The organism is Rhodoferax ferrireducens T118 (genome assembly GCF_000013605.1).
Taxonomy (GTDB): domain Bacteria; phylum Pseudomonadota; class Gammaproteobacteria; order Burkholderiales; family Burkholderiaceae_C; genus Rhodoferax; species Rhodoferax ferrireducens.
The window spans coordinates 577,110-597,543 of sequence record NC_007908.1 but is presented as its reverse complement, the minus strand read 5'-3'; the positions used below and the strand labels follow the sequence as shown (position 1 = coordinate 597,543).

Below are 20,434 nucleotides of genomic sequence, written 5' to 3'. Positions count from 1 at the left end.
CTAGGCGTGCGGGTTCAGCGACAACATGTGAGCCCGACGCGGGTCACCGCGCCCCGCCAGCACCTGCCGATACGCCGCCTCCACCGCCACAGGGCCCTGATGTCGCTCCACCACCAGCCAGGGCTCAGCCGGGTCAGTGACTTTGGCGACAAAAGCCTGCCAGGCTTGCAGCAGACGTCGGCCCAGTTGATCAGCGCCCCAGTCTGTGTTGCGTTTTTTGATCTGCGCCGGGGCAAAAAACAAGGTGGCGCGAGGGCCGGGCAAGTCCTTGGCGCCACCCAGTTGTTCAACATGCGTGCCACCGATGGAACTGCTGTACCTCAGGTTTTTGAATCGGGTGTGAATGACCCGGCGCAGGTCGGCATTGCCGGCAAAGTCGATGTAGACACACGGTGTGGCCGCCTCAATCTGGTCGAGTTGTTCGTAGCTCAGCACGCGCTGGTAGCAGCCCAGACTGTCGCAAAACCCGACATTCGCCGCCGACGTCAACCCCACCACGTCAAGTCCCGGTCGCTGGGCCAGTTGGAACGCCGTGCCGTAAGCCGTTTTGCTGGACGCGCTGGAGAGCAGCATGACCCCACGCTGGCCGTGCGCGCCCAGGGCGCCAAAAAAGTCGTTGTCGGCCAGAAAATCATCGATCAGCCACGAGGTCATGAACAGCGGGCGCAGCAAGGCCTGCGTGTCTTCGCTGTCGCCGGTATAAAACGGGTCGACGCTGCAGCGCGAGTACTGGTTGTACACCGGGTGCAGCGCGGCGCGATGCGCAGCGCCATCGGCGAACCCGGCCGATGACAGACGCGTGGGTTGCAAGACCACGCTGCTGGACATGGGGTAGTAGCCGTAGAACCTTTCCCCCACCGCCACAGCGGGATGCAATGACTGCACCACGGTGGAAAAGCCCCACACCGGGATGCGGCCCCAGCCTGGGTCCTGCGAGGCAACAACCGGGAAGAAGGACCAATAGTTCATCGCCTCACCAAATGCGGCGTAGGTGATGTTGTTGGAGGTCAGCGCGAATTTGTCAATGCGCACGCGGACTTCGCCGTCGCTCAGCGGCAACTCTGGTGCGCCGCGCAGTTCCGTTTTGGCGAGTTGGTCCTTGCGAACCAGAAAATCAAGTGTGGTCATGGGGCAACCATAAACGATGCAGCCTGCTCCTGCAATCGGAACCGGCCACCCAGGTGACAGGACAGTGACGGCCGCCTGGTCTGCCAATCATGCCTGCCTGTCACAAGAATCACGCCAGCGTCAGGGTCACCTCAATGTTGCCGCGTGTGGCGTTGGAGTAAGGGCACACTTGATGCGCCTTGTCAATCAGGGCCTGCGCCACCGCGCGGTCCATGCCCGGCAGATGCACCACCATTTGCACCTCAATGCCGAATCCCGCTGGAATCTGGCCAATGCCCACGGTGGCGTCAATCGAAGCATTGGCTGGCATGGCCAGTTTTTGAGTACCGGCCACAAACTTCATGGCACCAATGAAGCAGGCGCTGTAGCCGGCTGCAAACAACTGCTCGGGGTTGACGCCACCGCCGGCGCCGCCCATTTCTTTCGGTACTGCAAGCTTGATGTCAAGCAGACCGTCTGATGTTCTGGTGCTGCCGTCGCGCCCGCCCGTGGACGTGGCGTGGGCCTGGTAGACAACTTTTTCGACTTTGGTGACCATGGTGTTTCCTGAAAAAATAGCTTCTTGCGTCGAAGCGGGTTGAAAAAATGGAAATCTCTGGAAGCCAGCGCGCGATCAGGCCGTCAGCTGGCGGCGCAGGGCCTGAACCTTTTTTGTCAATGCCATCAGCTCGGCCACCGGACAATGCGCGGCGCTGACCACACAAGCGGGCACCTTGGCGGCCTGCGCCTTGAGCTCACGCCCGCTATCGGTAAGGGCGATCTGCACCCGCCGCTCGTCCAGGCTGGAACGGGTTCGCCGCAGAAAACCCGCCGCTTCCATGCGTTTGAGCAGCGGCGTGAGCGTGCCAGAGTCCAGAAACAGTCGCTCTCCCAAAGCCGACACACTCACATCATCCTGCTCCCACAGCACCAGCATCACCAGGTACTGGGGATAAGTCAGCCCCAGCGCCGCCAGCAAGGGCTGGTAAATCTTGGTCATCGCCAGCGAAGTGGAATACAGCGCAAAGCACAGCTGGTTGTCCAGTAGCAGCTCGGGGTCGCGCTGGGGATTTGAGTTTTGAGAGAGCATAAATCAAATGTAGCACACAATTCAATTGTTGACAATTTAATTGTCATGCCCTTTGACGCCGCAGCGCCAGAGGGACCACCTTGGGATCCACCTCTAATTGCCGGCGCCAGTATGAGCTATGGTCCACGAGAGGCACACGACCCTGATTCACAAAGTGCCGCGGAGAAACCCATGTTTGACTACATCATTGTTGGCGGTGGCTCGGCTGGTTGCGTGCTGGCCGCACGGCTGAGCGAAAACCCGGAGATCACGGTGGCCCTTCTTGAGGCGGGCCCCGTCGACAGCAGCGTGCTGATCCACTGTCCCGCCGGGCTCGCCCTGATGGCACAAACGGGCCAGGCCAACTGGAAGGTGGCGTCGGTGGCGCAACCCGGCCTCAATGGCCGCCAAGGCTATTCGCCGCTAGGCAAGGTGCTGGGCGGTTCCAGCTCAATCAACGCCATGATTTACATCCGCGGTCAGCGACAGGATTACGACCTTTGGGCGGCCGAAGGTAACGCCGGTTGGGCTTATGACGATGTGCTGCCCTACTTCAAACGGGCTGAACACAACGAGCGGGGCGGGGACGCTTTTCATGGCAGTGATGGCCCGCTCAACGTGATGGATCTGCGCTGCCCCAACCGGTATAGCCCGGCGTTTGTACAGGCCGGTCAACAAGCGGGCTATGCGCACAACACTGACTTCAACGCCGCCACCCAGGAAGGCGTGGGCATGTACCAGGTGACACACAAGAACGGTGAGCGTTTCAGCGCCGCCAAAGCCTATCTGACGCCCAACCTCGCACGCCCCAACCTGCAGGTATTTACCGGCGCCCACACCACGCGCATTCTGCTGGAGCACAAACGCGCCGTCGGCGTGGAGTTTCAGCACGAGGGCCAAGTCAAGCAACTCAAAGCCAGTCGCGAAGTGCTGCTGTGTGCGGGTGCGCTGCATTCACCCCAGATTCTGATGCTCTCAGGCATCGGCGAACATGCCCACCTGGTCGGAATGGGCATCGCCACGCAACACAACCTGCCTGGCGTCGGCCAGCACTTGCACGACCACGTTGACGTGGTGTTGGTCGTGAATGCACCAGGCGCCAAAGATCTTTTTGGCATCTCCCTGACGGGCATGCGGCACCTCATCAAAGGCATTGTGGATTGGCGCCAGCACCGCAGCGGTATCCTCACCACAAATTTTGCCGAAGCGGGTGGCTTCATCAAGAGTCAGCCGATTGAGGCAACACCCGACCTCCAGCTGCACTTTGTGATTGGCAAGCTGATCAACCACGGCCGCACTGTCGTCTTTGGCCATGGCTTTTCTTGTCACGTGTGCCTGCTACGCCCGCGCAGCCGGGGCAGCGTCAAACTGGCCAGCAAAGACCCGCTTGCCACGCCCCTGATCGACCCCAATTTTCTGGGCGACCGCGATGACATGGACCGCATGGTGCGCGGCTTCAAGCTGGCACGCCGGATTCTGGCCCAACCGGCCCTGGCAGCCCTGGGCGGACGGGAACTGGAAGCGTCGATCCACGCCCAAAGTGACGCCCAGATCGAACAGTTCATTCGCGACCACGCCGACACGATTTACCACCCGGTGGGCAGTTGCCGCATGGGTAATGGCCCCCTGGACGTGGTGGATGCGCAGTTGCGGGTGCGCGGGCTGGAAGGCCTGCGCGTGGTGGATGCCTCCATCATGCCCAGCGTGGTCAGCGGCAACACGAACGCACCGGTGATCATGATTGCCGAGAAGGCGGCCGACATGATCAAAGCGGCGCAAGTGCTTTGATCACACCCGGTAACGGTCTGTGGCGCTGCTCAGCTTGGCGATCAGCGCGGGCGCGATGGCCGTCAGCGGCAACACTTCGTCGGCGGCACCATGCAAAATCGCTTCACGCGGCATCCCAAAGACGATGCAGGACGCCTCATCCTGCACAAAGTTGTAGCTGCCGGCATCCTTCATTTCGCGCATCGCCTTGGCGCCATCGTTGCCCATGCCGGTCAACATGACACCATACGCATTGCGACCCACCACGCTGGCGACCGATTTAAACAGCACTTCAACCGACGGTTTGTGCCGATTAACCAACTCGCCATCTTCCACCAGCGCCACATAATTGGCACCACTGCGGCTGACCCGGAATTGTTTGCCGCCCGGTGCGATATAGGCGTGTCCCGGCAGGATGCGCTCACCGTTGACCGCCTCTTGCACTGCAATCTGGCACAAGCTGTTCAGTCGCGCGGCAAAGCTGGTGGTAAAGCCCGGTGGCATGTGCTGGGTGATCACGATGCCAGGTGAGTCGGCGGGAAGACGCGTCAGTATTTCCTTGATGGCCTCGGTACCACCGGTCGAGGCGCCAATACATATCAGCTTCTCGGTCGACACGCGGCCGATAGACGCCACCGGGGCGTGACCACCCACTGCCCCCCCCACGGCCGGGGTGGCAGCAGCAGGCACAGCCGGGGCGCGTCTAACATGTGCCGTCGCGGCGATGCGAACCTTCTCCACGATTTGGTCCGACAACTCGGTCAGGCCGCTAGCGACACCAATTCTGGGCTTGGCCACAAAATCAATGGCACCAAGTTCCAGCGCCTTCATCGTAATTTCGGCACCACGCTCGGTCAGGGTCGAGACCATCACCACCGGCATCGGCCGCAAACGCATGAGCCGACCCAAAAAATCGATGCCATCCATCCGTGGCATCTCAATATCAAGGGTCAGGACGTCAGGATTGAGTTCACGGATCATTTCCCGTGCGATCAGGGGGTCATTGGCAGTTCCCACACATTCCATGTCCTTTTGCCGATTGATGATTTCCGCCAACAGACTGCGCACCAAGGCAGAATCATCGACCACCACCACGCGAATTTTTTTCAATTCAATATCCTCAAAACAAATCCACCGAGCCACCAGACGTCGCTTTGGCTACGGTCGCGGCATTGCCTTTGCGCTCTTCCACGGCCAGCGTTTCCGGATGCGAATGGGCCAGCCGCTTGACCAGCACCTTGCCGGTCACCGGGAAAAAACAAACCTTGCGCGGGTGAATATCCAGCACATCCTGCGACACCACCGGGATTCGCTCCGTCGCCAAGTAGTCCAAGACAAATTTGGTGTTGCGTTCACCCACGTTCATGGTGGTAAAACCCGCCATGACCGCCGCGCCGCCAAACACCTTGGCCTGCATCGACTCGCGCCGTGCGCCCTTTTTCAGCAATTCGTTGATCAGCAACTCCATGGCATACGAACCATAGCGACCAAAACCATCAACGCTGTCGCCATCGGGCAGCATAAAATGGTTCATGCCCCCGGCCCGGACCCTGCCATCCCAGATGCAGGCCGAAATGCACGAGCCCAAGACGGTCATGATGACCAGATCTTCGGCGGACACAAAGTACTCGCCCGGCAGCACCTTGACCGCGTCATATTGAAAATGATGGTCACGGTAAAAAAAAGAAGCTTCGCCAGGGTTGCGGATTTGCGCCTTCAACTGATCAACGCGCGACAAAGCCCCACCCGCCAATACCGTGGGCGCAACAACCACGCCCGAAGCGCGAAGCGGCAAAGCGGCCGTCCCAGATGCGAACATGTTCATGGGTGCCTTACCATCAACGGGAGCGGTCGCAAGCCGGGACGCCGTTGTGCACGCACAAATACTCAACGACGTTCATAGACGGTTTTGCCTTTTAGAACAAACAAGTCGCGCGACTCGCTGAAATTTTCAGCGTGCCCCACAAACAGCAAGCCCCCGGGGACCATCACGCGATGGATCCGTTCAAGCACTTTGCGCTGGGTGGGCGCATCAAAATAAATCATGACGTTGCGACAGAACACCACATCAAAGGGCTGGCGAAACGGCCAGTCATCGCGGATCAGATTGACACTGATGAATTCAATCATGCGCTGCAGTTCTGGCTTCACGCGGGCCATGCCCGCGTTGCCCCCTTTGCCGCGCAGGAAGAAACGTTGGATGCGCTCCTCGTTAACACCCTTGAGTCCTTCAAGCCGGTAAACGCCTTGCGCGGCAGAAGCCAGTACCTTGGAGTCAATGTCGCTGGCCGTCAGCGTCAAATTCGCCTGGGGACCCAGCGCCTCCAGGGCGGTCATGATGATTGAATAGGGTTCCTCACCGGTCGACGCGGCATTGCACCAGACCCGCCAGGCCGTGCCCGCGGGCCTGGATTTCAAGTGGCTGGCGAAAATCTCGAAATGGTGTTGCTCTCGGAAAAAAGAAGTCAGGTTGGTGGTCAGGGCGTTGACAAATTCCTGCCATTCGGGGCCGTCATGCGTCTCAAGCCAACCCAGATAGTCCTTGAAGCTCTGGTACCCGGTATCGCGCAGGCGCCGCGACAGGCGGCTGTACACCATGGCATGTTTGCCGTCGTGCAGACTGATGCCGGCGCGTTGATAGATCAAGGCCTGAACCCGGTCAAAATCAGCATCGGTCCAGGCAAATTCACGACCCTGCATGTCCGCGCCACCCGCGTCCGATACGCCGCCCACTGGCATACGCACTGCGGCATTGGGACGAACATCCGTCCTGACTAGCGCCATGCTATCGACCACGTCAAAACACAGGCTGAGAGGTTTTCAAACGACATCAGGTGCCAATGCCATGTCGACACCTGACATCAGCTTTTCGATGTCGAGCAATATCAACATGCGGTCACCCAGCGAGCCAAGCCCCAGGACGGCATCGCCGTCGATCACACTGTCGACATCCGGCGCTGCCTTCAGGCTCTCGGGCGGAAGTTCCATCACATCGCTGACCGAATCCACCACAATGCCGACGATTCGGCTGTGCAGATTGAGAATGATGACCACCGTGAAGGAATCGTATTCAGCCTTGGAACAATTGAACTTCAGCCGCATGTCCACGATCGGCACAATCGTGCCACGCAGATTAACCACCCCTTTGATGAAATTAGGCGCATTGGCGATGCGCGTGGGTGGCTCATAGCCTCGAATTTCCTGCACCTTCAGAATGTCAATGCCATACTCTTCCTGATCAAGCCGGAACGTCAAGTACTCACGTGCACCAGCCGAGGTCATTTCGCCAATTCTTTCCATCGCACCCATGTTTTTCTCCTGCTAATTGCTGCCTTAGTGGCGCGAGCGGCGCACCAGCGCGCCGGTATCAAGAATGAGCGCCACCTTGCCGTCACCCAGAATCGTGGCGCCCGATATGTTGGGCACTTTTCGGTAATTGGACTCCAGGTTTTTTACCACCACCTGTTGCTGACCCAGCAATTCGTCCACCAGCAAGGCGACCCGACTGCCATCGGCCTCGATCACCACCATGATGTCGCTTGACTTGTCAAAATCAAAGCGTGGCACCTGAAAGACTTTTTCCAGTTCGATCACCGGCATGTATTCGTCGCGCACTTTCACCAGTTGGGCGCCCTGCCCGACCGTGCTCACGGCATCCGACTTCACCTGGAATGACTCCACCACGGAGGACAGCGGCAAGATGTAAACCTCGTCGCCAACGCCGACCGACATGCCATCCATGATGGCCAGTGTCAGCGGCAGCCGGATCGACACCTTCATGCCATAACCCTCAACCGAATCAATCTCCACCGTGCCGTTCAAGGCGGCAATATTGCGCTTGACCACATCCATGCCAACGCCTCGCCCTGACACATCGGTCACCACCTCGGCGGTGGAAAAACCGGGCGCAAAAATCAGCATCCAGACTTCAGAGTCCGGCATCTGATCCGACACGTCCATGCCACGCTCCCGTGCTTTGGTCAAAATCTTTTCACGTGACATGCCGTGACCATCGTCGCGCACCTCGATCACAATGGAGCCGCCCTGATGGGCTGCTGACAGCGTGATCGTGCCAGTTTCAGACTTGCCGGCGCGTATGCGATCAGCGGGCATTTCAATACCGTGGTCACAACTGTTGCGCACCAGGTGCGTTAACGGATCGGTTATCTTTTCGACCAGGCCTTTGTCCAGTTCAGTGGCCTCACCCTGCGTGACGAAATCAACTTTTTTGCCGAGCTTGCCCGCCAGATCACGCAGCATGCGCGGAAAGCGGCTGAACACGATCGACATTGGGATCATCCGGATCGACATCACGGATTCCTGCAAATCGCGCGTGTTGCGGTCCAGATCAGTCAGGCCCGTCAGCAGTTGCTGGTACAGCGCCGGGTCAAGCGCCCTGCTGTTTTGCGCCAGCATGGCTTGTGTAATGACCAACTCGCCCACCAGATTGATCAGTTGATCCACCTTGCTGATAGCCACCCGGATCGTTGCGGCCTCTGGCTGGACCACTGGGCTTGTCGCCTTGCCCCCCCCCCGCGCAGAAGCGGTTGACCCGCTGAGCCCGCCGGCCACGCCGGTGGCAGCGGCGACAGGAACAGGGGCGCCAGGCGCACCATCAAAAAAACCAAAACCTGGCGCCGGGGCCAAGGGTGCTCCCGGTGGAGGATCATCATAGAGCGATGTTTCGTGCGAACCCGCAGCGCCATCGAAAAATCCTAAACCGGTCTCAGGCATGACGGCGACGTTGTCAACCTCCTTGATGGACACCTGTTCCCTTGAAACATGAAATGCGAATAAATCCAATAAATCTGCATCCGTGGACGAGGTTTCAACGGCGAAGACCCGTGTGTCAGCCTGATTGCAAGCCACTACCGTGATGTCACCCAAACCTTCAATATCACGAAACAATTCCTTGATCGCATCAGCTTGCGCCGGGTGATCCAAAGGCCCGATTCGAATTTCAAGCGAGCGTGTTGTGTTCGATGGCTGAGGGGTCGGCGCCAGCACGGCCTTGGACTGCACTGCCACAATCGCAGGCGCAACCACAGGTGTCGGCAGCGGCTGCGGGGGCGCTACGCTCGGTAGCGCCTGCGCCACTTCCCCTGCAACCAGGGCCTTGATGCGGCGCACCAAATCCGCGGTGGGGGGGGCATCGCCTTCTCCCCCGGCCTGATGACGCGCCAATAAGCCGCGCGAGGCATCTGCTGACTCAAGCAGCACATCGACCATGGCGGAGTTGGGCTGCAATTCATGGCGACGCAAACGATCCAGCAGCGATTCCATTTGATGCGTTAACTCGGCCACATCCGAAAAGCCGAAGGTGGCCGCGCCGCCTTTGACGGAATGGGCGCAACGAAAAATCCCATTCAACTCTTCATCGTCTGCAGTCTCAAGATTCAAGCTGAGCAGCATCTGCTCCATCAGATCGAGATTCTCTGCGGCCTCTTCAAAAAATATTTGATAAAACTGGCTGAGATCAAAATCCGCCGCCGTACTGCTACTTTCCTGGTGCGCTTCCGCCATATCAATCTCCTGTGTTCCTTGTGACAACCCAACTATCTCTGAACGCGTTACTTGATCACTTTTTTAATGACCTCAAGCAATCGAGCCGGGTCAAACGGCTTGACCAACCAACCGGTGGCACCAGCGGCCCGCCCGGCCTGCTTCATCAAATCACTCGACTCCGTAGTCAACACCAGGATTGGAACGGTTTTGAACTGCGGATGATCCCTGAGCTTACGGGTCAACCCGAGTCCATCAAGCCGGGGCATATTCTGATCTGTCAGAACCAGATCAAATGATTGCGCCTGCGCTTTTTCGTAGGCATCTACACCATCAACCGCTTCCACCACCTGGTAGCCAGCCCCGGTTAAAGTAAACGACACCATCTTGCGCATGGACGGCGAGTCGTCAACAGCGAGTATTAAAGACATGTAAGGCTCCGACTATTTCAGTTAGGGGGTAAATGGGGGCGTTTAAAAAAGCTCAATGGAACCAGCGTCCATGGCATCCTGGGTGACCGGGTTGGGGCGCTCCGGCACCTCTTCAACAAACGGCACCGCCTCGCCATCTTCGAGCCCCATGGACTCGGACGCCAGCCGGTAGGCGCAACCCTGAAGGATCTTGGAAGTATGAACGATCAGCTGCGAGGCAATATCCTGAAACTGTAACTCGGTCACCGCCGCCCGCAGGGCGCTACGAACAGCATCAAGTGCAGCGGAGTCGACCAGCATGGGGTCAGCCAGATTGGCACTGGCACAGGTGAACCGTTCCATCAGGTTCTCCATCGTGTGCACCAACAGCCCGTCAAGACGGTTTAAATCATGAACCACAACCAGCAACGAATCCTGCACCTCCGCCACCAACATGACGGGCAACTGCACGGCGGGCACTGAATAGCTTGTCTGATTTGCTTGCATTCTTGTATCCAATCTCTTCACCAAGCATCGCATGAGCCACGATTTGGGTCATGACTTTTCAGGCGCACTAAAATTTATGCAGGGCCAGGTTAGCAGGAAGCTCCGATACTAATGCAATTTCAGGCACTGTTAGACCAATATAAGAGGCCATGAGACCCCACTGCTGCACTGATGCTGGTCACCTTCATTTACGGGCATCGCCGACAATGATACCGTTCACCATGGCGCAAACACATCCTCATCCCCGTCCGCTACGAATTTTGCACTTGGAAGATTCCGCCCTTGACCATGAACTCGTCAAACGGGCGTTACTCAAGTCGCACCAGCCCTGCGAGCTTGAGCGGGTAGAAACCCTTAACGAGTTTGGACGGCGGGTCAAAGAGTTCGAATTTGATGTCATTCTGGCGGACTATCGACTGCCCGGCTTTACGGCACTGGACGCCTGGCATATCCTGCAACAACAGACACGACAACCGCCCTTCGTCTTGCTGTCCGGTGCCATTGGCGAGCCGGCCGCCGTTGCGGCCATCAAAACGGGCATCAGCGACTACCTGGCCAAAGACGACCTGGGCCGACTGGCGCAGGTCATCCGCCGCGCGCTTGAGGTCCACGACATTCGACGGGCCAAAGAAATGGCCGACAGCGAGTTGGCCAGGTCCGAGAAAAGGCTGGCGGATTTCGCCGAGCATTTACAGATGACCATAGAACAAGAGCGTGCTGCAATTGCCCGCGAAATTCATGATGACATTGGCGGCGCGCTGGCCGCCGTCCGCTTTGATCTTTCCTGGATCGGCCGACACACAGCCGACCCCGTGACCCAGCAGCACATCACAGCGGCCACCGAGATGCTGCAGCAGGCGATTGGGGCAAGTCAGCGCATCATGATGAATTTGCGTCCCGCCATTCTGGATCAAGGTCTGGTCGCTGCCGTTCAATGGCTTGCCGGAGGTTTTGCAAAGCGCACGGGCATAAAAACTACCGTGCATGCGGCACCAGAAGCGGGCACGCTGTCCAAGGCCGTGCAGTTGGTGGCCTACCGCACGGCACAGGAAGCCCTGACCAATATTGCCAAACACGCGGACTGCAGCCAGGTCACCATCGACTTGTCCGATGCAGAGAACGTCTTGACGCTTGAAATCAAGGATAACGGCAAAGGCATCTCGCCCATCGAGCTTAGCAAGCCGCAAGCGTTTGGCGTCCGGGGTCTCCACGAACGAGCCAAGACCGTGGGCGGCTGGCTAGACGTCAGCACCCACCTGGGCAGCGGAACTTCAATCATTCTGTCCGTGCCCTTGGCGTAATCCGATTCAGGCACCGACCCGAAAGCCAACCCAGATGATTCACGTTATTCTTTGCGACGACCACGCCATGACACGACGCGGCATCCGCGACACGCTGGCGGAGGCGGTTGATATTCAAGTCACCGCCGAAGCCGGTAGCTATGCTGAAGTTCGCGAGGCCATGCGCAACGCGACCTGTGACGTGCTGGTCCTCGACCTCAATCTGCCGGGCCGAGGCGGTATGGAGGTTTTGTCCAGCCTGAAAGAAGCCCACTCACCCATCAAGGTGTTGATCGTCTCCATGTTCCCGGAAGACCAGTATGCGATTCGGTGTCTGCGGGCTGGCGCGCAAGGCTACCTGAACAAGGCCGGCGACCCGGCCGACCTGATCAGCGCGGTCCGGACTGTTGCCCAGGGAGGCAAGTACGTCACACCCGCAGTTGCCCACATGCTGGTCGAAAGCCTGAGCATCCCCGAAAACCAGACCCTGCATGCCGCATTGTCAGAGCGGGAACTGCAGACCTTGCTGAAAATTGCCTCTGGCAAGCGCCTGGCGGACATCGCCGAAGAACTCATGCTCAGCCCCAAAACCGTCAGCGTGTACCGCGCCAGGGTGCTGGAAAAACTCAAACTCTCCAACAACGCCGAACTCACGGTCTACGCCATTCGCAACGAGTTGGTCTGACACCCGGCCCAGGCGACGCCATCCGAAGCGCAACAGGTCAAACTGTCATTTGCCGGCAAAGATGTCAATCGCCCGCTCCATGAGCGTCATAAAAGGTTGATCCAGCATGGGCAAGGTCGCGGCAATACCCACCATGCCGACAGTCAATGTGACGGGGAAACCGATGGCAAAAATATTCATTTGTGGCGCCACCCTGGAGACGATGCCCAGTGCCAGGTTGGCAAACAGCAACATGCCAACCATCGGCAAGGCAATCCACAGCCCGCTGGCGAACAAGTCCGTCCCAAAATCATAAATCTTCATTTGCCCGATGGCTTCAAGAAAATTCTGGTTCACTGGAAATTTATCAAAACTTTTGATCACGGCCATCAAGACCATCAAATGACCATTCATCACGACGAACAAAAAAGTGGCCATTTGTCCAAAAAAACGCGCGACGGCGCTGGACTGGGTATTCAGGGCTGGATTGAAAAACGAGGCAAAGCCCAGCCCCATCTGAAAACCCACCACCTCGCCCGCCAGTTCCACCGCCGCAAAGACCAGCCGCACCGTGAACCCTATCGCCAGGCCGATTCCCACCTGCTGTGCAACCGCGCCCATGGCCTCAGGCCCGGAAATACTGATGATCGGTTGACCTTGCAGACTGGGCTGCGCGGCAAAGGCAATGAAGAAGGCCAGCCCAATCCTGGCGCGTAGCGGAAATGCCTTCGAAGAAAAGAGGGGGGCGGCGGTAAATACGGCCAACACCCGCAAAAATGGCCAGATCATGGGTGACAGCCACGTCACCAACTGGGCTTCGGTGAATGCGATCACGAACGCGTCCCCCGACTCACATCACGGCCGACGGGATCGCTTCGAAAGTCCGACGAATATAGTCAACCAGGATACTGAGCATCCACGGTCCGGCCAGCGCAAAGACCGCCATCGCCGCCACCAGCTTGGGCACGAAAGCCAGTGTGGCCTCATTGATCTGGGTCACCGCCTGAAACAGGCTAACCAGCAAACCCACCACCAACACGACCCCCAGCACCGGCGCAGACACCATCAGCAACATGATCAATGCCTCCTGGCCCATTGTCAAAACCATTTGTGCGTTCACGAGCTTCCCTCAGGTCACAAAACTGGCGGCCAAAGAGCCAATCAGCAGATTCCAGCCATCGGCCAGCACAAACAACATCAGTTTGAACGGCAAGGCCACCAACACCGGCGACAACATCATCATCCCCAGCGACATCAGCACACTGGCGACCACAATGTCGATCACCAGAAAAGGAATAAAGATCATGAACCCAATCTGGAACGCCGATTTAAGCTCGCTCGTGACGAACGCCGGCACCAGCACCCGCATCGGCACGGTCTGGGCTGTTGCGCCCGGTTCCAATTTGGCCAGCTTGGCAAACAGCGCCAGATCCGACTGCCGCGTTTGTTTGCTCATAAACTGGCGCAACGGGTCCTCCGCTTTGGCCAGCGCCTGCTCAAATGGCATCCCGCTATTGGTATAGGGCAGATAAGCCTCGCTGTAGACCTTGTCCAGCGTTGGCCCCATCACCAGAAATGTCAGGAAAAGCGACAACCCGACAATCACCTGATTCGGTGGCGCCGACTGTGTACCCAAGGCTTGGCGCATCAGTGACAACACGATCACAATGCGCGTGAAGCCCGTCATCATGAGCAAGACGGCCGGCAAAAAGGACAGGGCAGTAAAAAACAGCAGTGTCTGGATCGGCACCGAAAAACTCACTCCCGAGGGCCCCGACCCCATCAGCAAAGGCAACTGCCCTGCGCTCTGGGCCAGTGCCGCCGACTGCGTCAGGATCGCCAGCAACACCACCGCCACCTTGGACAGCGGTCCCTTGCCAAGCGCCGAATAAACAAATTGATCGCTCACCACATACTCTCCGTCACAGCTGCGCAGGCGGAGTTTGAGTCGCTTGCGCCAGGCTTGCTTGCCCATGGGGGTCAAGCGCTGCGCTGTGCAGGCAGGTAATGGCTTGCGCCGTCACGCCGAGCGTCAGCCAGACACGCGCGCCCTCGGGTCCGACTTCAACTGTGACCACGCGCTGGTGCGGCCCCACCGCCACCGCAGAAATAACTCTGGAGGCCACCAGGACCCCCCCGGCCCCGGCCGCCGAGCGGGCTTGCAGCCACTTGAGTCCGATCGGCACCAGTGCCAATAGAAGGACGAACAGGCCAACCGACAGCAGTGCTTGCGTCATCGGCTGCATCAACCACCCTTGCTGACACGACGCAGCCGCTCGGACGGCGTCACGACATCGGTCAGGCGAATGCCGAACTTGTCATTCACCACGACGACCTCGCCCTGCGCAATCAAATAGCCGTTCACCAACACATCCATCGGCTCACCGGCCAAGGCATCCAACTCCACCACCGAGCCTTGCCCTAACTGAAGAATATGCTTGATCGGCACCTTGGTTCGACCCAACTCAACCGACAGCTGAACCGGAATGTCAAGGACCCGATTGATATCGCTGATCGGCGCATCCGATGAGGAAAAAGAATGGGACGTGTCCCCTGCCAGGACACCCCCTGGTTCTGCGGTGGGCTCCGAACTTTTTTGCTCCAGCAGGGCCTCAGCCCAATCGGCCATGCCGTCATCTTCTGCTGGTTTCTCATCAATTGCCATAACGTTATCCCTTCCAGTTGAGGTCATTACCCCTCAAACTTTTGTCAATGCGAATTGCATATTTTGCGTTGTGCGTCCCATACTGGCACTCAAACACCGGTACGCCCTCCACCGTCACCTCAATGCGTGAGGGACGATCAAGTTCAATAAAGTCCCCGGTCTTCATGGCCAGCAACTGTTCAACGGTCGCGTCGGCACGGGCCAGTTCAGCCACCAACGTTATTTCAGCCGCCTGAATCTCCTGTGTCAAGACATTCACCCAGCGCTTATCCACCTCAATGGAATCGCCCTGGGTCGATGAATACAGTATGTCGCGAATCGGCTCCAGCGTCGCGTAGGGCATACAAAAATGAATCGAACCCGCAATCTCACCAATTTCAAGCTGGAACGAAGTCGAAATCACAATCTCGCTGGGCGTGGCAATATTGGCAAACTGCGGCTGCATTTCAGAGCGTTGATATTCAAGCTCCAGCGGATAGACACCTTTCCAGGCTTTCTTGTATTCCTCCGTAATCACATCAACCAAGCGGTTGATGACCCGTTGCTCCGTGGCGGAAAAATCACGCCCCTCGATCCGGGCCTGAAACTTGCCGATACCCCCGTAAAGCGTATCAATGACGCCAAAAACAAGCGATGGTTCACAAACAATCATGCCACTGCCGCGCAAGGGCCGGATCGCCACAATATTGAAGTTGGTGGGTACTGCCAGTTCACGCAAAAAAGCGCTGTAGCGTTGCACCGTCACCGGTCCCACCGAAATTTCGGGGCTGCGCCGGATAAAGTTAAAAAGCCCCACCCGCAGGTTGCGCGCAAATCGCTCATTAACGATTTCCATCGTTGGCATGCGCCCACGAACAATACGCTCCTGACTCGATATGTTGTAAGAGCGAACCTCACCCTTCTCGTGCACTTCCTCAACAAGCTTCTGGCTTTCGCCCGTGACCCCCTCCAACAGGGCATCAACTTCTTCTTGGGAGAGAAAGGATTCACTCATAAACCAGTCCCGGTTACGCCGCTACTGAACAATGAAGCTGGAAAACAACACGCCCACCACCGGCAGTTCAGCTTGAGCCGCCTTGGCAGCTTTCTTCTTGACGCCAGCCGGGGCCGCACCTGCTTCGCCACCGCCAAACGGAATCAGGGTTTCACGCCAAATATCCTTGGCCAGCTTTTGCTTGCCCTCTTGCGTCAAAAGCTCTGCGGCCGTTCGCTGCGAAATCAGCATCAGAACACCACTGCGGATAGACGGCAAATAGGCTTTGACTGACTCCGAAGCGTGAGCATCGACCACTTGCAGGGTAATACCCACCTGCGCCACCTTCTCACCCCCCGGGTCAGCCAGATTCACCACCATATTGTCCAGTGGCAAGTAAACCGGCGGCCCTTTTGGTGCTGCTTCTACAGCAACTGCTGACGCGCCGCCTGTGCCCTCCACGGCAGCAGCAGCACGCTTCTTGCTGATGAAGAAAAACGCACCTCCACCCGCTGAAACCAGGACCATCACCCCGGCAATGACGATGATCAGCATTTTTTTGCGCCAGACTGGCTTTTTGCCTGGCTCGTCCGCGTCAAGTTTGACGGCGTCGGGCTTGGCTGCGTCAGGTTTGGTCGCCACTGGATTTCCTTGAACAAATTGAGTTGAAGAGCATTATTGAGCACATTCACGGCCACAAGCGCCGAATAAACCATCAGAAAGCATGGCTTACAGCAGTTTTTTCAGTTGGCATCTTCACACAAAAAGATCCAGCGCCCGACCCACCGTCAGATTAACTCGCTGCTGGCCTGGCGTCGGTAGCTGCTCCGTCGTTATCAGGTTGGCCTGGCCGGCTTGACGGATGCCGGGGGGATTGCGCTGCTCCTGCGCTCCCGAGCCATCCTGGCCGGATGCGCCTACCGAAACCCCAGACAGCACCAGACCTTCGCTCTTCAAGGCGTCCCTCAGGTGGGCAAGCGCCCCTTCGAGCATCTGACGAATCTCGGGCTGGTCCGTGCGAAAACCAATGTGCGCCTGATCGCCCTTGAGCGATATTTTCACCTCAACGCTTTCACCACCCAAGCCATCAAGCTTCAACTCGGCGTTTTGAACCCCTTGCGTCACCCAATAGCTCACCGTATCTGCCACCGCCGGCCCAAGCGACTGCATCGACGGACTGGCCAGCGCAACAGACGTATTGACACGGTTTCCCGCCAGCAGGGCTTGATGCCCCCATGCCCCCTCCATGCCAGCGTTGGCCGACAGCCCCGAAAACTTGTTGGCAGAGCGCTGCACTGGCTTGAGCAAGGCGTCACCTATTTCGCTGCTGAGCAGTGCACCCTCGCCGCTCAGCAGCGTCCCCGACAACGCGGGCTCGCTCGCAGCCGAGTCCGCGCGCCCGGCCTGCTGCACTGCCCGCGCGTCCGCTACGGTGGCGCTGACAGCCGACTGAAACCCGGCACCCTTGCCCTTGGTGGACCAGGCGGGCGAGGTCTGCGCCGCCTGCTCCAGCATCGCATCAACTGCCTGCTTGGGGTTGCCTGGCTCCAGGTTCAAAAGAGAGGCTGCGGATGAAGCCCGCCCACTCGTTGGTAACGTTGTTTGTGCAAGCGGTTCATTGGCAACACCCGCCTTCGCTCCTACCGCACCAACACCAACGGTACCAGTTGCACCACCGGCACCAACGGCACGAACGGCACCAGTTGCACCAGCTTGCGCCAATAACAGGGCAGGATCGGCATCCGGGGCTGTCGTCGCCACGCTCACCTCCGCGCTCACATCGGTATCCGAATCGAGAGCCGTTATCAGCGCCAGAAAACCACCCGGAACATCATCAGGTTTCTCCCCTGACTTCACTTTGCCTTTGTCCTTGGCGCTGCTGCTTTCTACTGCCCCCAGTATTTTGGGACTGCTGGCCGTGCTGCTTGATTCAACGCTCATAATTGATTTCCACTGAAATGCCCGGCGCTTGTGCGACGGGTCTGCAAGGCGGCAAACTCATCCATTTGCTTTTGTTCGCGACGGGTTTGAACCAGCGCCAGACCGGCCTGCTTCTTTTTCAGGACCTGCTTCAAACTGACCAGCCGAAATTCCGCCTCCAGCACCAGTCGCTTGGCCTGCGCCACTTTACGGCTCTCATTTGCAAGCACCCCTTGTTGCAGCCCAATGGCATGCTGCAGACGATCCAGAAACTGGTAGTGATGACGCATCAACTCCGGGGTGGTGCCAACCTGGGCGCAGGCCGTCCACCTGGACGCCGTCTCTGCTGCGTAGACTTCCAGCTGGTTCATCTGGTCCTGCGCAAACACGTGGGCACTTTGGACCCGCATCAAATCCTGCGCCGCCTCATCACGCTTGCGCGTGCTCAGATCAATCGCCAGCAAAAAACTCTTGACGGCACTCATGCCACGGCCTCTTCATGATCCAAGGCCTTCGCCATGGCGCACACGCTGGCATCCAAGGTGGACGCCTCCAACATATCCTGCTGTAAAAACCTGGCCATGTCATCGTGCAATTGGATCGCCTCGTCCAGCGCCGGATCGGAGCCGCCGACGTAGGCGCCAATCTGCACCAGATCGCGGCCTTTTTCATAGCGCGAGTTAATCGCCCGAAATCGCCGCGCCATCTCAAAATGCTGTTGTGGCACCACGTTGTGCATCACGCGCGATGCCGACTGCTCGATGTCAATGGCGGGGAAATGCCCCGACTCCGCCAGCGCACGCGACAGCACAATGTGCCCGTCCAGAATCGCCCGCGCCGCATCGGCAATCGGATCCTGCTGGTCGTCACCCTCAGACAACACGGTATAAAAAGCGGTGATCGAGCCCACCCCATGCAAGCCATTGCCGCTGCGCTCCACCAGCTGGGGCAATTTGGCAAAACAGGACGGCGGATAACCCTTGGTCGCGGGCGGTTCGCCGATCGCCAGCGCAATTTCACGCTGCGCCATGGCGTAGCGTGTGAGCGAATCCATCAGCAACAACACGTGCTTGCCCTTGTCCCGGAAACTCTCCGCAATGGCCGTGGCGTAGGCTGCCCCCTGCATGCGTAAGAGCGGCGGCGCGTCGCCTGGGGCCGCCACCACCACCGAGCGGGCGCGTCCATCGTCGCCCAGAATATCTTCAATAAACTCCTTGACTTCACGCCCGCGCTCTCCGATCAGGCCCACCACAATCACATCTGCCTTTGTGTAGCGTGCCATCATGCCCAGCAGGACGCTCTTGCCCACGCCGGAGCCGGCAAACAGCCCAATACGCTGCCCCCGGCCAATCGTCAGGAGCGCATTAATGGCGCGCACCCCGGTGTCAAGCGTTTCACGCACCGGCGCCCGGTCCATCGCATTGATGGGTTGCCGATCCAGCGGCACCGCCGTGACGTCCTCAATCGGACCGCGGCGATCCATTGGCGCCCCCTGCGCGTCCACGACGCGCCCCAACAAGCCGTCCCCCAGGGGCAGGCGCAATGTGGCGTAACCCGAAATGCGCTCGGTCTGGCGGCGCTCGCCCAAACGCGGCACCGCCACATACGCCGCCGCCGGTTCCACACTGGCGCCGCTGGACAAGCCATGCACATCGCCTGCTGGCATCAGGAAAGCACGGTCGTTTGAAAACCCGACCACCTCGGCCAGCACCGGTGTTTGCGCCTTCATCGTCACCAGGCACTGCGAACCCACCGGCACGCGAATGCCGCTTGCTTCAAGCACCAGGCCGGTCAGCCGCGTCAGGGTGCCGCGCAGCGCCAGCGTGCTGCCGGTGCTGACGCGCTTGCGGGCACTGTCCATAAAGAGCTGCCACTTGACCGAGGCGTCACTGTTCATCAGCGGGCTCCTCCCAGGACGAATCAAGCCCCAGACTGGCGACCGCCCGCATCCACCGCTTTTCAAGGGTGCCATCCACCACGGTGCCGGCTGACTCGATCAGACAGCCGCCTCGGGTCAAGGTCGGATCCGCCAGCAAAGTCAAGGACAAAGAAGAAAACTCGGTGCGAACGACCTCTTCGAGCACGTTCAAATCCAGCGGGTGCAAGCGCACCACGGCACTCTTGGTGTCGGCCGCCAGCAGGCCCAAGGCCTCGCGAATCACAGGCTGCACGGCCTTCGGGTCCACCGACAATTCACGGCGCAGCACCTGACGCGCCAGCTCGCACGCGAGCTCCAGCGTGCCCTGGGCCATCACCTGCTCCGCCTCGGCCAACTGCGCTTGCACCGTGGCAAAAAGTTGTGCGAACTGGCGTGCCGCATCGCTGCCCTGATGGGCGATAAAGTCGGCCATCTGGCGCTGCGCCTCCATGGTCGCCTGGGCTCGCCCTTGTGCAAAGCCCTCGGCATAACCCGCCTGCCTGCACGCCTCCTGTTTGGACTCTTCGGCGGCTTCATCGCGCACCTTGACCTGCGCTGCCAGCAACAAGGACGCGGTGTCCACCGCGGCAAAATTCCACTGCTCAACCGCATCAATCTCTTCGCCGGGGATAAAACGGGAATAGTTGCGCAT

Annotated in this window: 24 protein-coding genes; 3 read left to right on the top strand and 21 right to left on the bottom strand. The window is 58.8% G+C overall.

Annotated features, from left to right (window positions below; all coding sequences use genetic code 11):
• From RFER_RS02855 to RFER_RS02845, 3 genes are all read right to left on the bottom strand, one after another.
• On the bottom strand, positions 1–1,128 hold the full coding sequence (locus tag RFER_RS02855) for a DUF2855 family protein (RefSeq protein ID WP_011462899.1): 1,128 nt from the start codon (positions 1,126–1,128) through the stop codon (positions 1–3).
• Positions 1,129–1,237: 109 nt separating this feature from the next.
• Entirely contained in the window at positions 1,238–1,666 is a 429-nt protein-coding gene (locus RFER_RS02850; protein ID WP_011462898.1) for an organic hydroperoxide resistance protein, read from the bottom strand.
• Positions 1,667–1,741: 75 nt separating this feature from the next.
• A complete protein-coding gene (locus RFER_RS02845) occupies positions 1,742–2,197 on the bottom strand; it encodes a MarR family winged helix-turn-helix transcriptional regulator (protein ID WP_011462897.1) in 456 nt (151 codons plus the stop codon).
• Positions 2,198–2,368: 171 nt separating this feature from the next.
• Between RFER_RS02845 and RFER_RS02840 the strand changes: the two genes are divergently transcribed.
• On the top strand, positions 2,369–3,964 hold the full coding sequence (locus RFER_RS02840) for a GMC family oxidoreductase (protein WP_011462896.1): 1,596 nt from the start codon (positions 2,369–2,371) through the stop codon (positions 3,962–3,964).
• Here the strand turns inward: RFER_RS02840 and RFER_RS02835 are convergent, their stop codons facing one another.
• The 7 genes from RFER_RS02835 to RFER_RS02805 all read right to left on the bottom strand — a co-directional run bounded on the left by RFER_RS02835 (position 3,965) and on the right by RFER_RS02805 (position 10,362).
• Positions 3,965–5,053 carry a protein-glutamate methylesterase/protein-glutamine glutaminase gene (locus RFER_RS02835; RefSeq protein ID WP_041790078.1) on the bottom strand — a complete coding sequence of 363 codons (1,089 nt, stop codon included), beginning with the start codon at positions 5,051–5,053 and terminating at the stop codon, positions 3,965–3,967.
• Between the two features lie 10 nt (positions 5,054–5,063).
• Positions 5,064–5,768: a chemoreceptor glutamine deamidase CheD gene (cheD, locus tag RFER_RS02830; RefSeq protein ID WP_011462894.1), complete on the bottom strand. Its 705-nt coding sequence runs from the start codon at positions 5,766–5,768 to the stop codon at positions 5,064–5,066.
• Positions 5,769–5,830: 62 nt separating this feature from the next.
• Entirely contained in the window at positions 5,831–6,682 is an 852-nt protein-coding gene (locus RFER_RS02825; RefSeq protein WP_404818622.1) for a CheR family methyltransferase, read from the bottom strand.
• Between the two features lie 81 nt (positions 6,683–6,763).
• Positions 6,764–7,252: a chemotaxis protein CheW gene (locus RFER_RS02820; RefSeq protein ID WP_011462892.1), complete on the bottom strand. Its 489-nt coding sequence runs from the start codon at positions 7,250–7,252 to the stop codon at positions 6,764–6,766.
• A gap of 24 nt (positions 7,253–7,276) precedes the next feature.
• Positions 7,277–9,466, bottom strand: coding sequence for a chemotaxis protein CheW (locus RFER_RS02815; RefSeq protein ID WP_011462891.1), 2,190 nt, complete (start codon positions 9,464–9,466; stop codon positions 7,277–7,279).
• A gap of 47 nt (positions 9,467–9,513) precedes the next feature.
• Positions 9,514–9,876 (bottom strand): response regulator, encoded by a 363-nt coding sequence (locus RFER_RS02810; RefSeq protein WP_011462890.1) that lies wholly within the window; start codon positions 9,874–9,876, stop codon positions 9,514–9,516.
• 42 nt (positions 9,877–9,918) lie between these two features.
• On the bottom strand, positions 9,919–10,362 hold the full coding sequence (locus tag RFER_RS02805; protein ID WP_041790076.1) for a hypothetical protein: 444 nt from the start codon (positions 10,360–10,362) through the stop codon (positions 9,919–9,921).
• Between the two features lie 206 nt (positions 10,363–10,568).
• Between RFER_RS02805 and RFER_RS02800 the strand changes: the two genes are divergently transcribed.
• Both RFER_RS02800 and RFER_RS02795 read left to right on the top strand, forming a co-directional pair.
• On the top strand, positions 10,569–11,663 hold the full coding sequence (locus tag RFER_RS02800) for a hybrid sensor histidine kinase/response regulator (protein WP_041790074.1): 1,095 nt from the start codon (positions 10,569–10,571) through the stop codon (positions 11,661–11,663).
• A gap of 34 nt (positions 11,664–11,697) precedes the next feature.
• Positions 11,698–12,327: a response regulator gene (locus tag RFER_RS02795; RefSeq protein ID WP_011462887.1), complete on the top strand. Its 630-nt coding sequence runs from the start codon at positions 11,698–11,700 to the stop codon at positions 12,325–12,327.
• Between the two features lie 45 nt (positions 12,328–12,372).
• On the opposite strand, the gene fliR is transcribed toward RFER_RS02795, so the two are convergent.
• The 11 genes from fliR to RFER_RS02740 form a co-directional block, all read right to left on the bottom strand.
• Positions 12,373–13,140: a flagellar biosynthetic protein FliR gene (fliR, locus tag RFER_RS02790; protein WP_041790072.1), complete on the bottom strand. Its 768-nt coding sequence runs from the start codon at positions 13,138–13,140 to the stop codon at positions 12,373–12,375.
• A gap of 16 nt (positions 13,141–13,156) precedes the next feature.
• Positions 13,157–13,426: a flagellar biosynthesis protein FliQ gene (gene fliQ / locus RFER_RS02785; protein ID WP_041790070.1), complete on the bottom strand. Its 270-nt coding sequence runs from the start codon at positions 13,424–13,426 to the stop codon at positions 13,157–13,159.
• A 9-nt stretch (positions 13,427–13,435) separates the two neighbouring features.
• The gene (gene fliP / locus RFER_RS02780) at positions 13,436–14,089 is read right to left on the bottom strand and encodes a flagellar type III secretion system pore protein FliP (protein WP_244095911.1); all 654 of its coding nucleotides are present in this window, start codon (positions 14,087–14,089) and stop codon (positions 13,436–13,438) included.
• 139 nt (positions 14,090–14,228) lie between these two features.
• The gene (locus RFER_RS02775) at positions 14,229–14,543 is read right to left on the bottom strand and encodes a flagellar biosynthetic protein FliO (RefSeq protein WP_166485641.1); all 315 of its coding nucleotides are present in this window, start codon (positions 14,541–14,543) and stop codon (positions 14,229–14,231) included.
• An 8-nt stretch (positions 14,544–14,551) separates the two neighbouring features.
• Positions 14,552–14,971 (bottom strand): flagellar motor switch protein FliN, encoded by a 420-nt coding sequence (fliN, locus tag RFER_RS02770; protein WP_011462882.1) that lies wholly within the window; start codon positions 14,969–14,971, stop codon positions 14,552–14,554.
• Between the two features lie 4 nt (positions 14,972–14,975).
• The gene (gene fliM / locus RFER_RS02765; RefSeq protein WP_011462881.1) at positions 14,976–15,965 is read right to left on the bottom strand and encodes a flagellar motor switch protein FliM; all 990 of its coding nucleotides are present in this window, start codon (positions 15,963–15,965) and stop codon (positions 14,976–14,978) included.
• A gap of 21 nt (positions 15,966–15,986) precedes the next feature.
• On the bottom strand, positions 15,987–16,586 hold the full coding sequence (locus RFER_RS02760; protein ID WP_011462880.1) for a flagellar basal body-associated FliL family protein: 600 nt from the start codon (positions 16,584–16,586) through the stop codon (positions 15,987–15,989).
• Between the two features lie 114 nt (positions 16,587–16,700).
• The gene (locus RFER_RS22870; RefSeq protein WP_011462879.1) at positions 16,701–17,885 is read right to left on the bottom strand and encodes a flagellar hook-length control protein FliK; all 1,185 of its coding nucleotides are present in this window, start codon (positions 17,883–17,885) and stop codon (positions 16,701–16,703) included.
• The gene (fliJ, locus tag RFER_RS02750) at positions 17,882–18,349 is read right to left on the bottom strand and encodes a flagellar export protein FliJ (RefSeq protein ID WP_011462878.1); all 468 of its coding nucleotides are present in this window, start codon (positions 18,347–18,349) and stop codon (positions 17,882–17,884) included. Before fliJ ends, RFER_RS22870 begins: the two co-directional genes overlap by 4 nt.
• Positions 18,346–19,761, bottom strand: coding sequence for a flagellar protein export ATPase FliI (gene fliI, locus RFER_RS02745; RefSeq protein ID WP_011462877.1), 1,416 nt, complete (start codon positions 19,759–19,761; stop codon positions 18,346–18,348). The genes fliJ and fliI overlap by 4 nt, the downstream gene beginning before the upstream one ends.
• Complete coding sequence (locus RFER_RS02740; protein ID WP_011462876.1) at positions 19,751–20,434, bottom strand: flagellar assembly protein FliH; 684 nt, start codon at positions 20,432–20,434, stop codon at positions 19,751–19,753. Before RFER_RS02740 ends, fliI begins: the two co-directional genes overlap by 11 nt.

Coding starts and splice junctions, on each gene's coding strand:
- RFER_RS02855 (WP_011462899.1), bottom strand. CDS start 1,128: ATGACCACACTTGATTTTCTGGTTCGCAAGGACCAACTCGCCAAAACG.
- RFER_RS02850 (WP_011462898.1), bottom strand. CDS start 1,666: ATGGTCACCAAAGTCGAAAAAGTTGTCTACCAGGCCCACGCCACGTCC.
- RFER_RS02845 (WP_011462897.1), bottom strand. CDS start 2,197: ATGCTCTCTCAAAACTCAAATCCCCAGCGCGACCCCGAGCTGCTACTG.
- RFER_RS02840 (WP_011462896.1), top strand. CDS start 2,369: ATGTTTGACTACATCATTGTTGGCGGTGGCTCGGCTGGTTGCGTGCTG.
- cheD (WP_011462894.1), bottom strand. CDS start 5,768: ATGAACATGTTCGCATCTGGGACGGCCGCTTTGCCGCTTCGCGCTTCG.
- RFER_RS02825 (WP_404818622.1), bottom strand. CDS start 6,682: ATGCCAGTGGGCGGCGTATCGGACGCGGGTGGCGCGGACATGCAGGGT.
- RFER_RS02820 (WP_011462892.1), bottom strand. CDS start 7,252: ATGGGTGCGATGGAAAGAATTGGCGAAATGACCTCGGCTGGTGCACGT.
- RFER_RS02815 (WP_011462891.1), bottom strand. CDS start 9,466: ATGGCGGAAGCGCACCAGGAAAGTAGCAGTACGGCGGCGGATTTTGAT.
- RFER_RS02810 (WP_011462890.1), bottom strand. CDS start 9,876: ATGTCTTTAATACTCGCTGTTGACGACTCGCCGTCCATGCGCAAGATG.
- RFER_RS02805 (WP_041790076.1), bottom strand. CDS start 10,362: ATGCAAGCAAATCAGACAAGCTATTCAGTGCCCGCCGTGCAGTTGCCC.
- RFER_RS02800 (WP_041790074.1), top strand. CDS start 10,569: ATGATACCGTTCACCATGGCGCAAACACATCCTCATCCCCGTCCGCTA.
- RFER_RS02795 (WP_011462887.1), top strand. CDS start 11,698: ATGATTCACGTTATTCTTTGCGACGACCACGCCATGACACGACGCGGC.
- fliP (WP_244095911.1), bottom strand. CDS start 14,089: ATGGGGTCGGGGCCCTCGGGAGTGAGTTTTTCGGTGCCGATCCAGACA.
- RFER_RS02775 (WP_166485641.1), bottom strand. CDS start 14,543: ATGACGCAAGCACTGCTGTCGGTTGGCCTGTTCGTCCTTCTATTGGCA.
- fliN (WP_011462882.1), bottom strand. CDS start 14,971: ATGGCAATTGATGAGAAACCAGCAGAAGATGACGGCATGGCCGATTGG.
- fliM (WP_011462881.1), bottom strand. CDS start 15,965: ATGAGTGAATCCTTTCTCTCCCAAGAAGAAGTTGATGCCCTGTTGGAG.
- RFER_RS22870 (WP_011462879.1), bottom strand. CDS start 17,885: ATGAGCGTTGAATCAAGCAGCACGGCCAGCAGTCCCAAAATACTGGGG.
- fliJ (WP_011462878.1), bottom strand. CDS start 18,349: ATGAGTGCCGTCAAGAGTTTTTTGCTGGCGATTGATCTGAGCACGCGC.
- fliI (WP_011462877.1), bottom strand. CDS start 19,761: ATGAACAGTGACGCCTCGGTCAAGTGGCAGCTCTTTATGGACAGTGCC.
- RFER_RS02740 (WP_011462876.1), bottom strand. CDS start 20,434: ATGCGCAACTATTCCCGTTTTATCCCCGGCGAAGAGATTGATGCGGTT.